At 66.4% G+C, this 12808-nt stretch carries 13 protein-coding genes and 1 riboswitch; of the genes, 7 read left to right on the top strand and 6 right to left on the bottom strand.

The annotated features are described in order from the left end of the window. The 3 genes from E3T31_RS08105 (at position 1) to E3T31_RS08095 (ending at position 3187) form a co-directional block, all read left to right on the top strand. On the top strand, positions 1-2286 hold the full coding sequence (locus tag E3T31_RS08105; RefSeq protein WP_134468269.1) for a carbon starvation CstA family protein: 2286 nt from the start codon (positions 1-3) through the stop codon (positions 2284-2286). Then, the gene (locus tag E3T31_RS08100) at positions 2283-2513 is read left to right on the top strand and encodes a YbdD/YjiX family protein (RefSeq protein ID WP_370304391.1); all 231 of its coding nucleotides are present in this window, start codon (positions 2283-2285) and stop codon (positions 2511-2513) included. Before E3T31_RS08105 ends, E3T31_RS08100 begins: the two co-directional genes overlap by 4 nt. A gap of 311 nt (positions 2514-2824) precedes the next feature. Continuing rightward, a complete protein-coding gene (locus E3T31_RS08095) occupies positions 2825-3187 on the top strand; it encodes a hypothetical protein (protein WP_134468267.1) in 363 nt (120 codons plus the stop codon). Here the strand turns inward: E3T31_RS08095 and E3T31_RS08090 are convergent. Beyond that, positions 3184-3969 carry a hypothetical protein gene (locus E3T31_RS08090; protein ID WP_134468266.1) on the bottom strand — a complete coding sequence of 262 codons (786 nt, stop codon included), beginning with the start codon at positions 3967-3969 and terminating at the stop codon, positions 3184-3186. The genes E3T31_RS08095 and E3T31_RS08090 overlap by 4 nt on opposite strands. After that, complete coding sequence (locus E3T31_RS08085) at positions 3966-4310, bottom strand: PadR family transcriptional regulator (RefSeq protein WP_134468265.1); 345 nt, start codon at positions 4308-4310, stop codon at positions 3966-3968. Before E3T31_RS08085 ends, E3T31_RS08090 begins: the two co-directional genes overlap by 4 nt. 88 nt (positions 4311-4398) lie before the next feature. After that, positions 4399-4509, top strand: a riboswitch (TPP riboswitch). A gap of 17 nt (positions 4510-4526) precedes the next feature. Between E3T31_RS08085 and E3T31_RS08080 the strand changes: the two genes are divergently transcribed. The 4 genes from E3T31_RS08080 to E3T31_RS08065 are packed head-to-tail and all read left to right on the top strand — an operon-like array spanning position 4527 to position 8259. Continuing rightward, the gene (locus E3T31_RS08080; protein WP_134468264.1) at positions 4527-5162 is read left to right on the top strand and encodes a YkoF family thiamine/hydroxymethylpyrimidine-binding protein; all 636 of its coding nucleotides are present in this window, start codon (positions 4527-4529) and stop codon (positions 5160-5162) included. 22 nt (positions 5163-5184) lie between these two features. Continuing rightward, positions 5185-5784 carry an ECF transporter S component gene (locus E3T31_RS08075; RefSeq protein ID WP_241977757.1) on the top strand — a complete coding sequence of 200 codons (600 nt, stop codon included), beginning with the start codon at positions 5185-5187 and terminating at the stop codon, positions 5782-5784. Beyond that, entirely contained in the window at positions 5777-7441 is a 1665-nt protein-coding gene (locus E3T31_RS08070; protein ID WP_166788429.1) for an ABC transporter ATP-binding protein, read from the top strand. Before E3T31_RS08075 ends, E3T31_RS08070 begins: the two co-directional genes overlap by 8 nt. Next, on the top strand, positions 7438-8259 hold the full coding sequence (locus tag E3T31_RS08065) for an energy-coupling factor transporter transmembrane protein EcfT (RefSeq protein ID WP_134468261.1): 822 nt from the start codon (positions 7438-7440) through the stop codon (positions 8257-8259). The genes E3T31_RS08070 and E3T31_RS08065 overlap by 4 nt, the downstream gene beginning before the upstream one ends. Positions 8260-8363: 104 nt before the next feature. On the opposite strand, the gene mmsB is transcribed toward E3T31_RS08065, so the two are convergent. From mmsB to E3T31_RS17715, 4 genes are all read right to left on the bottom strand, one after another. Next, a complete protein-coding gene (gene mmsB / locus E3T31_RS08060) occupies positions 8364-9257 on the bottom strand; it encodes a 3-hydroxyisobutyrate dehydrogenase (RefSeq protein WP_134468260.1) in 894 nt (297 codons plus the stop codon). Between the two features lie 71 nt (positions 9258-9328). Then, entirely contained in the window at positions 9329-10210 is an 882-nt protein-coding gene (locus E3T31_RS08055; RefSeq protein ID WP_092448202.1) for a serine hydrolase, read from the bottom strand. A gap of 324 nt (positions 10211-10534) precedes the next feature. Beyond that, positions 10535-12499: a M13 family metallopeptidase gene (locus E3T31_RS08050; protein ID WP_134468259.1), complete on the bottom strand. Its 1965-nt coding sequence runs from the start codon at positions 12497-12499 to the stop codon at positions 10535-10537. 99 nt (positions 12500-12598) lie between these two features. Beyond that, on the bottom strand, positions 12599-12763 hold the full coding sequence (locus E3T31_RS17715; RefSeq protein ID WP_166788428.1) for a hypothetical protein: 165 nt from the start codon (positions 12761-12763) through the stop codon (positions 12599-12601). Positions 12764-12808 lie beyond the last annotated feature (45 nt).

Raw genomic sequence — 12808 nt, 5'->3', positions numbered from 1 at the left:
ATGGGCGCCGCGTCCAGCACGACCGAAGGCACGACCGAATCACCGACCGCTTTGAAACGGATTCCGCACGACCTCGCGGTCGCTCTGGATCCGGAGGAACTTGACGCCCACGATCGCCACTGGACGCCCCTGAAGATTGCAATCTGGTCAGCTATTTCACTGCTCGGTGGCCTCAGCTGGGTCATGCTCGCCGTCGTGCGTGGTGAAACCGTCAACGCCATCTGGTTCGTGTTCGCCGCGATCTGCACCTATCTCATTGGCTACCGCTTCTACTCGAAGTTCATCGAGAAGCACATCATTCGCCCCGATGACCGCCGCGCCACCCCGGCCGAGTACAAGGCCGATGGCAAGGACTTCGCCGCCACCGATCGCCGCGTCCTGTTCGGTCACCACTTCGCTGCCATCGCCGGCGCCGGCCCCTTGGTCGGCCCCGTTCTGGCCGCGCAGATGGGCTACCTGCCCGGCACTATCTGGATCATTGTCGGCGTCGTTCTCGCCGGCGCGGTACAGGATTACCTGATTCTGCACTTCAGCATGCGCCGCGGCGGTCGTTCGCTCGGCCAGATGGCCCGCGACGAACTCGGTGTGATCGGCGGCACCGCCGCCCTCATCGCGACCCTCGTGATCATGGTCATCATCGTGGCGATCCTCGCCCTCGTGGTGACGAACGCCCTCGCCGAAAGCCCGTGGGGCGTCTTCTCGGTCGGCATGACCATCCCGATCGCGCTGTTCATGGGCTGCTACCTGCGCTTCTTCCGCCCGGGCAAGATCACCGAAATCTCCATCATCGGCTTCGTGCTGCTCATCGCCGCCATCATCGGCGGCGGCGTGGTGGCCGGCACCGACTGGGGTCAGACCTACCTGCTGCTCGACAAGGTCACCATTGCCTGGGGCATCATCATCTACGGCTTCATCGCCGCTATCCTGCCGGTCTGGCTGCTGCTCGCCCCGCGCGACTACCTGTCGACCTTCATGAAGATCGGCACGATCGGCATGCTCGCCGTGGCGATCGTCATCATCCGTCCCGAGATCAGCGTGCCGGCCGTGAGCGAATTCGCATCGAGCGGCACCGGCCCGGTCGTCGCCGGAACGCTGTTCCCCTTCCTGTTCGTGACGATCGCCTGCGGCGCCCTGTCGGGTTTTCACGCGCTCATCGCCTCGGGAACCACACCGAAGCTCATTCAGAAGGAACGCCAGACCCGCTTCATCGGTTACGGCGGCATGCTCATGGAGTCGCTCGTCGCGATCATGGCCCTCGTCGCCGCGCTGTCGATCGACCGCGGCATCTACTTCGCCATGAACGCCTCGCCCGCCCTCACCGGCGGCACCGTGCAGGGTGCGGTCGCCTTCGTGAACAGCCTCGGCCTGACCGGTGTCAACCTCACGCCCGACATGCTGACCGACATGGCGACCAACGTCGGCGAGGAGTCGATCGTTTCCCGCACCGGCGGCGCGCCGACGCTCGCCGTCGGCCTCTCGCACATCATGCAGCAGCTCGTCGGTGGCACGTCAATGATGAGCTTCTGGTATCACTTCGCCATCATGTTCGAAGCACTCTTCATTCTCACCGCAGTGGATGCCGGCACCCGCGTCGCCCGCTTCATGTTGCAGGACAGCCTCGGCAACTTCTTCCCGAAGTTCAAGAACACCTCCTGGCGTCCCGGCGCCTGGGCAGCCACGGCCATCATGGTCGCCGCCTGGGGTGCGGTGCTGCTGATGGGGGTGACCGATCCGCTCGGCGGCATCAACACGCTGTTCCCGCTGTTCGGAATCGCCAACCAGCTGCTCGCGGCGATCGCGCTAGCCGTGTGCATGGCCATCGTCGCCAAACGTGGACTGTTCAGGTACCTCTGGGTCGTGGCGCTTCCGCTCGGATTCGCTGCCGTCGTCACGATTTCGGCGTCGTTCCTGAAGATCTTCTCGACCACCCCGGGCATCGGTTACTTCGCGCAGAACCGCGCATTCTCCGAGGCCCTCGCCGCTGGCGAGACGAGCTTTGGCACCGCACCGAGCGTCGAAGCCATGGAAGCTGTCGTGCGCAACACGATGGTGCAGGGCGTGCTGTCGATCGTGTTCGTGGTGCTCGCGATCATCGTGATTCTCACGGCTCTTCAGGCCACTTGGAACGCGTACCGCAAGAACTCCAGTGCGACGAGTGAAGATGACGCCGTGCAGTCGCAGACCTACGCCCCGGCTGGATTCATCATGACCCCGCCCGAGAAGGTGCTGCAGGCCGAGTGGGATGCCCTGCCGGTGCACAAGAAGATCAAAATCACGGGTCACTGATGACCCTGCTGGCGGGCGTCCGCAAGGGCGCCCGCGGGGTGGTCTGGTTCTTCAAGGGGATCCTCGGCGAGGATGCCTACGAGAAATATGTGGCGCACCACGCGAGCGTCTGCGAAACGGATGCTGCGGGCGCGGGCCGCGCGCCGCATCCGCTTATGACAGAGCGGGAATTCTGGCGCGACCAGACCGACCGTCAGGATAGGAACCCGCAGGGACGCTGCTGCTAGCGGCGGATAGTCTGGGGCGATGACGAGCGGGGGCGGGGCGCAGCGACTGAGCGCGCTCCGCCCCCGCCTCGACCGGCTGCCGCCGTGGGAGATCGTGCTGCTGATCTGGGCTATTTCGCGGCTGCTCACGACGGCCCTGCTCGGCACCATGTTCGCCGTCGCCACCCGGTTGGACTGGACCTTCGCGAGCTATCGGAGCTTCTTCACCTTCTCGGGGTCGTGGGACAGCTCCTTTTACCCACGGGCACCCCAGCCAGCTACCAACGGATACTGCCAGCCAGGCCGAGCCGAACGCCTGGGCGTTTCTGCCGGTGTTTCCGTGGCTCGTGCGCGGCGTTTCGGCGCTGACCGGCCTGAACTTCTATGTCGCCGGCACACTCGTGGCGACGGCCTTCGGGGCCGGGGCGGCCCTCATGCTGTACCGACCGCTGGCCCCGCGGGTGGGGAACACTTCCGCGCTCTGGGCGGTCGCCCTGTTCTGTTTCGGGCCGCTGTCGTTCATTCTGCAGGTCGCCTACGCCGAAAGCCTGTTTCTGCTGCTGCTTCCACTCGCGCCCCTGCTCGGCGAACCGGCGATCGCCCGGTCGAAGCCGCTGCGGCTCACCCTGCTGGCCGGGTCGATCGCGCTGCAGCCGATCGCAATCGTGCTGCTCTGGTTTGTCGGGTATCCCTAGCGCTCGAGCGGGCCGCCGAACAGCGCGAACAGCCAGACCACCACCGACGCAGCCACCATCGACCAGGTGACCACGCCGAGGAACAGGCGGGTCGAGAGCGACGGCCGGAATTCGGGCGACCCGCCCGGGTCGATAATCGCGTCGTCACTCAGGGAGTGGCTCGCTTGGCTCCAGATCGCCGGCACGAGAACGAGCAGCGCGGAGACGATCACGATCGGCAGCGCCGGAATGCTAAACAGTACGGTGCCGCTTCCCCCCAGGCCCAGACCCAGCGAGGTTCCGAGACCGAGCAGGGCTGCGACCACGATCATCCAGGGGCGCAGGCGCAGACGTGCGAGTACCGTCAGGAGTGTCGGCACCAGTACCACGACGATGACCACGGCAGCCGATACGACGAGCGTGACCAGATCGATTTTGACCGCCTCGCCGTACACGAATGGCAGGGCCGAAAGCAGGAATCCGAAGAGTCCCAGCACTCCAAGACCGGCCAGTAGTGCCCCGCGATTCACCCGGCGCAGCGGGATGCTCGGCAAGCTCAGCTCAGCCGCGTAACGGTGGGGACTGCCGAAACACTCCACAGCACTCGTACCGGAATCGGCGAGAAACTCCCGGGCGCTGGCCAGGGCATCGCCGATGTCGTCGCCGGGCACGCCGAGCAGCCGCAGTTCGATGGTGAACTCGTCAAACCAGGTAACGTCATCCGTTTCGGCTGCGAGCGCCGCCTGTTCAGAGCGGATGCCGGCGCTGCCGTCCTCAGGATCGCGCGGGTTGCTGGTCATCATGATTCGGCCGGCCCTTTCTGCAAATGGTCGTGCACGGTGGTGGAGAAGAGCTGCCAGTGGGCGGTCTGGTCGGTGAGTTCTTGCTGGCCGTCGTCGGTGAGCGAGAAGTATTTGCGGCCCGGACCCCCGGCGCCCGGTCGCCATTCGGCGGCGATCCAGCCGGCGGCTTCGAAGCGGGTGAGCAGCGGATAAAGCGTGCCACCCTTGATGGCGCCGAAGCCGGCGGATTCGAGCGCCGATGCGATCGCGTAGCCGTAGGTCGGGCCCGGCGCGAGCGTGCGGAGCACGCAGAGGCCGAGGGCGGCGCGCATCCACTCGGCTGGCCAGGTTTTCGTTTGCATGACTACATAGTCGCACTAGTTAGCCAGACTGTCTACTCGGACCGCCGCCTCGGCACCCGCGACCCGGCCGCGGCATGCCATACTTTTGTTGTATCAACACGGGAGTCCGATTAATCGGGCTGAGAGGAAGCTGCAGAGGCTTCGACCGTCGAACCTGATCTGGATCATGCCAGCGCAGGGAGGCTGACTCGTCATTCCCGTGCCCCCACGAAAGAAATGGGCACGATCATTCCAGAAACCTTCACAGCCACACCGGCGGAGTTCGGCATTGGCGCGCGCCTCACCCTCGCCGTCATGCGCGACGACTACGCCGCCGTAATTCTCGACGCGCTCCAGCAGGCAGATTCGACCGGGCTCGCACTTCAAACCGGCGTCGTCAGCACCTACCTGTCCGGCGCCGAACCCGACCTGCTGCGCTACGTCAGCCAGGTCGTCGCCGGTGCGAGCCGCAGCGGAGCCCACGTCACGGCAACCGTGCAATTCTCCCGCGGCTGTCCCGGCGAAGTCACCTGCACGCTGCCGCCCACCGGCGGGCTGTTCGCCGAGGTCGTGAACCTCACCCCCACCGGCGTACACGCCGTCGCAGAATGGGCACTGTATCCACTGGATGACGGCACCGGTTCTGCTTCCGCCGATCACATGCGCGACATCTACGCCGCGATCGAGAGCGCCAAGGCCTCCGGGCTCACGGTACACAGCGAGCACTTCGTCACCCGGCTGGAGGGCGACCTCGCCCTCGTGCTGCAGGTCATCGCCGCCAGCTGGATCGTGGCCGGCCGAACGGTGCAGCACGTGGCGACGCACGCGACCCTATCCCTCAACAGCCCGAGCCTGAACTCCCATGCGTCCTGACGCCGACCAGAAGGAAACAGCCATGCCCACAGCATCCGCCAAGAAAAGGCGCTGGAGCCTCAAAGACCTCGTGCTTGTCGTCGTGCTCGGTGTCGTGTTCGGCTTTCTGTACTGGATTTTCGTGCAGGCCTGGACCGCCCTGTCGATCGCGATGGGTCCGGCCGGCGACCTCGCGCAGCACTTTCTGCTTGGCTCCTGGCTGCTCGTCGCCCCGATCGCGATCGCCATCGTGCGACGGCCGTTCGCCGGTATCTTTGCGGAGGTTATCGCATCGGTGATCGAGGTCGTCTTTCTCGGCTCCATGGTCGGGCCGCTGCTCTTCGTCGCCGCCGCCATTCAAGGCGCCGGCAGCGAGATTCCGTTCGCCCTCACTCGCTACCGCAACTACAGCTGGCTGACCTACGCGCTTTCGGGGCTGCTCGGCGCCGGGCTGGTGTTCTTCTACTCGGCATTTCGCTCCGGCTGGTACGGCCAGGAGATCTTTCTGCTGCGCCTCGCTATTCAGCTGATCTCCGGCGTGATTCTCGGCGGGCTGCTGGCCAAACTCATCGTCGATGCCCTCGACAAAACCGGCGTCGTCGACAACTTCGCGATCGGCCGCGATCGCCTCGCCCGTGCCTGAGACCGACATCCTGACGCTGCAGGACGTGTCGGTGCGATTCCCGCGCCGGTCCGAGGCCGTGCTCAGCAACGTGTCGGTGCGCCTCGCGCCGGGCGAGCAGCTCATCGTGTTCGGCGCCTCCGGTTCGGGCAAATCCACCCTGTTGCAGACCATCACCGGCGTCATTCCGCATTCGGTCGTAGCCTCGCTCGGCGGCAGTGTGCGCATGGGAGGGACGCTCACCACCGAAACCTCCGTCGTCGAGCTGTCCCGGCTCGTCGGCGTGGTCGCGCAGGACCCCTCGTCGTCGGTCTGCCTGCCCAACGTCGAACAGGAGCTTTCGCTGCCGCTCGAAAACCGCGGTGTCGACCCGGCACTTATCTCGGCGCACATCGATCGCGCGCTTGACGCTGTTCAGGCACGGATGCTGCGACACCGGTCAACCGCGCAGCTGTCCGGCGGCGAAGGCCAGCGCGTGGCCCTCGCCGCCACCCTCATCGCCGAACCGGCCGTGCTCCTGCTGGACGAACCCACCTCGATGCTCGACGCGGCGGGCCTGGGCGCCGTGCGCCACGCCATCCGTTCGGCCGTCGACACCTACCGGCCGGCCGTCGTGCTGGTCGAACACCGCATCGACGAGTTCACGGGCACGGCGGGAATCGCCGGGCTGCCGCCGCGCGCCCTCGTGCTCGGCGAGGCCGGAACCGTCATTGCCGATGGCCCCACGGTCGACGTGCTCGCCCAGCACGGGCCGTCGCTCAATCAAAACGGATGCTGGCTTCCGCTCGAAACCGAATTGCTCGCCGTGACCGGTCACGCCGGCGGGCTCGGCGAACCGGGCGTGCGCGCCGGCCTCCGCTCGCTCGGTGAGCCGGCCGGAGCCTTGGGGCGACGTCAGGACTTCGGCCGGATCGTTCTGACCGCCACGGATGTGGTCATTGATCGCGGGGTTGGCGCGCCGAACGGGACCGCTGCTCCGGTTCTCGCCGGCGTCCGCCTCACCCTGCGGGGCGGCGAAATCGTGGCCCTGCTCGGCGGCAATGGAACGGGCAAAACCTCGTTGCTGCTGACCTTGGCGGGATTGCACCGGCCATCGGTCGGCACCGTGACCGGCGCCCGACCCGGCATGATCTTTCAGAATGCCGAGCACCAATTCGTAGAACACACCGTGCGCGGCGAGATTCGGCATGGGCTGCCGAGCCTGAGCGATGACGAGCTTCAGGCCATTCTGCACCGGCACCGGTTGATCCACCTCGCCGATCAAAGCCCGTATCGACTGAGCGGCGGCGAGAAGCGGCGGCTCAGCGTCGCCGCCATGCTCGCGCACGATCGGCCGGTGCTGCTCGCCGACGAACCCACCTTCGGCCTCGATCGCCGGGACACCATCGCCACCCTGGCAGCGCTCGGCCGGGCGGCCAACGCGGGCCGCAGCATCCTCTTCTCCAGTCATGATCTGCGAACCGTGGCAACCCTGGCCGACCGGGTGATCGTGCTGGCCGACCACTCGGTGATCGCCGACGGGCCCGTGTTCGAGGTGTTGCGGTGGGACGAGGTGCTGAAGCAGGCCGGGCTCGAGCTGCCCCCGCTGATTCGGCACCTGCTCAAGGAATTCGATTCTGACGCGCGGATTCGCCGCGTGCTGGGTCAGCTCGACGCTGCCGTGGGCGCGACGACATGACTGCTCAACTCATCGACGTCGCTGCTCCCCCGACACGACGGCCCGGCAGCGCCCTGGCCAGACGCAACCCGACCGTCAAACTCGCGCTTCTGTTCGTCGTCTCCCTCGTGCTGATGTTTGTTTTCGATCCGATCACGCCACTGGTGCTGTACCTGCTCGCTCTCGGCGCGGTCGCCGTCACGGCTCGCATTCCCGTGAAAGTATTCGTTCTCGCACATATTCCATTTCTGGCATTTGCTCTCGGCCTTCTGATCGTGAACGCGCTCAGCCGCCCGGGGGACGTCCTCTGGCAGTCCGGGGTGCTGCGGATCACCACCGAGGGCGTCCTCGTCGGCACGGCGCTGGCGCTGCGCACCCTCGTCATCGGCGTGCTCTCGATCGGCTTTGTGCTCTCGACCGACGGCGTGGCCCTCATGACCAGCCTGCACCAGCACGCCCGGCTCGGCTCCCGCCTCACCTACGCCGTGCTCGCCGGCTACCGCATGCTCGAAGAATTGCCGCGCGAGTGGCAGACCATCCGCCAGGCACACGCGGTGCGCGCTCCCCTCCGCCCCAATGGCAAGCCGCCTCGCGGCCTCCGTCAATACGGTCGGGCAGCGTTCGCCCTGCTGGTGCTGTCGATTCGCAAGGGCGAGCGGATGGCCCAATCCCTCGAGTCGCGCGGCCTCGGCCTAACCCCACGCAGCACCTGGCGGCGCATCCCCCTCACCCGCACCGACTGGGCCATGGCCGCCGCGGTACTGACCACGCTCACCGTCGTCGTCGGCCTGAGTTCCTTCCTCGGCTTTCTGGAAGGCGTTCATGCGCTCAACACCTGAACGAACCCAGATGCACCTGGTCGCCATGGTCAACCCGCCGCCCCGTGGGTCTCAACGCGTGGAAGCGTTTGAAGCGGTATGAAAATCACGGCTCGGCGCAAGCGTCAGGCCAGGGTGCCGTCGACGAGCTTCACGATCATCGAGCAGTCCTTGCTGCCCTGCCCCTGATCGACCAGGCGCTGGAACAGCTCGGCAACGTGCTTGCCAATCTCCAGCGGGGTGTCGGTCGCGGCGGCCGCGGCGACCGCGAGGCCGATGTCCTTATTGGCAAGTTCGGCGGTGAAGGTCGGCGCAAAGTCGCGGTTCACGGCCGCAGACGGCACGACGCCCTCGATCGGATACCAGGTGCGCAGCGCCCAGCTGTCGCCCGATGAAACGGATGCGATATCCCAGAAAACCTGCGGGTCCAGTCCCAGCCGATCGGCCAAAACTGCCCCCTCGGATGTCGCGGCCAGGTTGATGAACAGCATGAGGTTGTTGCAGATCTTCGCCGCCTGGCCGGTCGTGGCCCCGCCGGTCGGAATAATGTGCGCCGCCATGGGCTGGATGTAAGTGGTCGCATCAGCGACGGCATCCGCAACGCCACCGATCATGAAGGTCAGCGTGCCGGCCTCAGCACCGGTGATGCCACCCGAGACCGGGGCGTCGACGAGGCGAAAACCCGCAGCTTTCGCCGCGTCGTGCAGGGCCTGGGATGATTCGATGTCGATCGTCGACGACTCCACCAGGAGCGTTTTCGGGTCGGCATGGGCGAAGACTCCCGCCTCGCCGAAGTACACCGCGCGGGCGTGCTCACCCTTGGGAAGCATGGTGAAGACGACATCGGTGCCGTCAACGGCGTCCTGGATGCTGGTCGCTCGGGTCACGCCGGCAGCGACCGCAGCGTCGAGGGCCTCGGCGTTGAGGTCGAAGCCGCGCACGCTGTGCCCCGCCTTCACCAGGTTCGCCGTCATGGGGCCACCCATGTGACCGAGTCCAATCCATCCGATAACCGCCATGGCATAGCTCCTTCGCTCCGGTGACGGGCGTCAATGCCCGTCCCGTACACGATGGCACAACTTGGCGGGAGCTAGTGCACGTACTCCAGCAGGTCCGCTCCCACGGCGCGCATCCCCTCGAGCACCGCGAGGCGGGTCATCAGCAGGGCGTCGTCGAACGCCATCGACACGGCATAGGTCGCACCGGCCCGAGGGCCACGGAGGATACCCACCTCGCTGCGCACCCCGGCGGTCGTGCCGGTCTTGTTGACCATGAGCAGACCGTGATCGCTCTCCCGATGCGCCAGGGGGTCGAGCCCAAAGGCGCTCGCGACCAGTGACAGGTCGGTGTTGAGCGACAGCCAGCCGATGACGCGCGCGCTCGTCTCGGCGTCCACGATCTCGCCGCGGGCGAGCGCGGTGAACAGCCAGGTCAGTTCCTTGGCGCTGCCCACCGACAGCTGCGGTGCGTCATCGGGGCCGCGTTTGTCGCGCACCAGGTCGAGCAGCGCCGTGCGGCTGAGGCCGAGCTGCTCGGTGCGGGCACGCACCGAGTGCAGCCCGACGGCGCGAATGAGCACGTTCGTCGCGAGGTTGTCGCTCGTCGACCCAACGAGGGCGGCGAGATCCGCGACGCCCAATCGGGCCACCTGCAGGTGCTGCCAGACGCCGGAATCACTCACGGCATCGACATTCGTACGCTCGAGCATCGTGGCCATACCGAACTCGGCGTCTTTCAGCCGCGCGGCCACCTCAATCAGCAGCAGCACCTTGCCGATACTCGCGGTCGGCATGGAGACGTGGTCGTCGACCGAGAACAAGACCCGGCCGGTCGCGAGGTCGGTCGCCCGGGCCGAAACCTGCACACCGTTCAGGGCGAGGTCACCTAGTGCCGCGAAGCCGCGAGCGAAGCTTTCTGGAGTCTCGGCGCCGCGGTGTTTGCCGCCGGGCGCTGCGGCGTGGCGGGAACGCATCAAACCTGCGGCGACGGTATCGCCCGCATCCGGGCCGGACCGATGCCCGCCGCCGCTCGGACCAGAACCGCTGGACAAGACCATCGTTGGCTCATTCCTCCCTCGGTGCTGCCGATTGCTACAAACCCGGACTGCGTCAATCTGCTCTGAGTCACTCTGCTCAGCCAGCGACTACAGCGGCAAACGGCGCACGGCCAGCCTCTGGCCGATCAAGGCGCACGGCCAACCCTAACCCAGACGGGGGACGCCCGAACTGGCCGAGGCGAGAAGGCCAGATCATGACACCCCACTCGGGCCCCGGCGCGCCCGCCACGGACAGTACCGCTACCAGATCGTGACGCGCTTCTCGGGGGTCAGCCACAGGGCATCCGCTTCGGAAACGTCGAATGCCTCATAGAACGCGGGAATGTTACTGACGATCTGGTTGCAGCGAAACTCGTTCGGCGAGTGCGGGTCAACGGCCAGCAAGCGGATGGCCTCAGCGTCGCGTAATTTCATTTGCCAGGCCTGGGCCCAGGACAGGAAGAAGCGCATTTGCCCGGTGAGGCCGTCGATGACCGGGCTGTCCTGGCCATCGAGCGAGAGCAGGTAGGCCTTCCAAGCGATGGAGAGCCCGCCGAGGTCGCCGATGTTCTCGCCGATCGTGAGCGCGCCGTTCACTGTGTTTCCGGGGATAGCTTTTGGTTCGAGGCCCTCGAACTGGGCGATGAGTGCGGTCGTGCGCAGCTCGAATGCGACCTTGTCGTCGGCGGTCCACCAGTCGGTGAGGCGGCCGTCGCCGTCGTACTTGGAGCCCTGGTCGTCGAAGCCGTGGCCGATCTCGTGGCCGATGACCGCGCCGATCGCGCCGTAGTTGGCGGCCGGGTCGCGCTCCGCGTCGAAGAACGGAAACTGCAAAATGGCGGCCGGAAAGACGATTTCGTTGAATCCGGGGTTGTAATAGGCGTTGATGGCCTGCGGCGTCATGAACCATTCGTCGCGGTCGAGCGGCTTGCCGATCTTGCCGAGCTCGCGCTGAAACTCGAACTCGCCAGCGGCCTTGACGTTGCTGATCAGGTCGTCGGCGGTGATTTCCAGGCTCGAGTAGTCGCGCCACTTCACCGGGTAGCCGATCTTCGGCGTGAACTTGCTGAGCTTCTCGAGCGCCCTCCCGCGGGTCTCCTCGGTCATCCAGTCGAGGGTGCTGATGCTGTTCTCGTAGGCGGCGACGAGGTTCGCGACCAGCACGTCCATGCTCGCCTTGGCGCTCGGCTTGAAGTGGCGCTCCACGTAGATACGACCGACGGCCTCACCGAGGGCACCCTCGACGAGCGAGACACCGCGCTTCCAGCGCTCGCGCAGCTGCGGGGTGCCGCTTAGGGTGCGACCGTAGAAGTCGAAGTTCGCCTCGACAAATTCACCAGACAGGTACGCAGCACTCGAGCGGATGACCTGCCACCGCAGCCAGTCCTGCCACGATTGCAGGCGGTCCTCGGTGAGGGCGCCGGCGAGGCCGACGATGTAGCTGGGTTCGCGTACGACGACCTCATTGAGGGCTCCGGCCGGGGCATCGAGGCCGTCCAGCCAGAGGTCCACGTCGGCGCCGGCAGCGAGCGCCGAGACCTGGTCCCAGGTGCGCAGGTTGTAGGTCTTCTCGCTGTCGCGGGTGGCGACCTTGTCCCAATGGTGCGACGCGAGTTCGGTCTCGAGCTCGAAGACGCGCGCGGCGCGGCCGGCGGCGTCGGCGAAACCGGCGAGGGTGAACATCCGCTCAAGGAATTGCTGGTACTTGGCGCGAATATCAGCGAACTTCTCTTCGCGGTAGTAGGACTCGTCGGGCAGGCCGATGCCGCCCTGCGCGATGAAGACGAGGTAGCGTTCGGGGTTGCCCGGGTCGTTGTCGACGTAGAGGTGGAAGGCTCCGGCGACTCCGCCGCGCTCGAGGCGGCCGAGGGTGGCGAGCAATTCGGAGATGGTGGTGACGGCGTCGACCGCTGCAAGGTCGTTGTGCAGGGGTGTCGCGCCGAGCGCTTCGATGCGCTCTTCGTCGAGAAAGCTTGTGTAGAGGTCGCCGAACTTGCGTTCGAGGCTGCCCTCCGGCGCGGTCTGCGCCTCGATGATGATCTCGCGCACGGCCTTTTCGGCGTCTTCGGCGAGCATCATGAAGGAGCCCCAGCGGGCCTTGTCGGCGGGAATTTCGCTGCGCGCGATCCACTGCCCGTTGACGTGCCGAAAGAGGTCGTCTTGCGGGCGCACCTCCGGGTCAAGTTCGTGTCTGTTGATTCCGGATGCAGTCGCCAGCTCAGTCATGTGCCCAGCCTATCCGGGCGGGGTGACAGGCAGCCGAATAGTGGGCGCGAGCGGCCGTGACGGGCGAGCGCGCAGGCATCCGCTCGGCGAAGACGATTTCTACGAGCGGATGCGCGCGGCCAGCGCCTCGCGGGCGCGGGTCAGCGAGGCACCGAGACTCCATTCGGCAGTGGGACGCTCGAGCTCGGCGACCTGATCCGGCGTGCTCGAGCGGATGCGGGCGGCGAACGCTGGCAGGTCGAGGTCGCGCACCACGTTAACCACGGCCGGGGCCACCCTGAGGTAGTCGGCAGCGGCGAGGACCTTCGA

The sequence above is a fragment of the Cryobacterium sp. TMS1-13-1 genome, assembly GCF_004403125.1.
Taxonomy (GTDB): Bacteria; Actinomycetota; Actinomycetes; order Actinomycetales; family Microbacteriaceae; genus Cryobacterium; species Cryobacterium levicorallinum.
Note: the sequence above shows the minus strand (reverse complement) of the source record. Positions and strands in the feature narration are given on the sequence as shown.

Bases quoted from the DNA above. Each gene is read 5' to 3' on its own strand.
- E3T31_RS08105 (WP_134468269.1), top strand. From the start codon at position 1: ATGGGCGCCGCGTCCAGCACGACCGAAGGCACGACCGAATCACCGACC.
- E3T31_RS08090 (WP_134468266.1), bottom strand. From the start codon at position 3,969: ATGATGACCAGCAACCCGCGCGATCCTGAGGACGGCAGCGCCGGCATC.
- E3T31_RS08085 (WP_134468265.1), bottom strand. From the start codon at position 4,310: ATGCAAACGAAAACCTGGCCAGCCGAGTGGATGCGCGCCGCCCTCGGC.
- E3T31_RS08080 (WP_134468264.1), top strand. From the start codon at position 4,527: ATGGGCACGATCATTCCAGAAACCTTCACAGCCACACCGGCGGAGTTC.
- E3T31_RS08075 (WP_241977757.1), top strand. From the start codon at position 5,185: ATGCCCACAGCATCCGCCAAGAAAAGGCGCTGGAGCCTCAAAGACCTC.
- E3T31_RS08065 (WP_134468261.1), top strand. From the start codon at position 7,438: ATGACTGCTCAACTCATCGACGTCGCTGCTCCCCCGACACGACGGCCC.
- mmsB (WP_134468260.1), bottom strand. From the start codon at position 9,257: ATGGCGGTTATCGGATGGATTGGACTCGGTCACATGGGTGGCCCCATG.
- E3T31_RS08055 (WP_092448202.1), bottom strand. From the start codon at position 10,210: ATGCGTTCCCGCCACGCCGCAGCGCCCGGCGGCAAACACCGCGGCGCC.
- E3T31_RS08050 (WP_134468259.1), bottom strand. From the start codon at position 12,499: ATGACTGAGCTGGCGACTGCATCCGGAATCAACAGACACGAACTTGAC.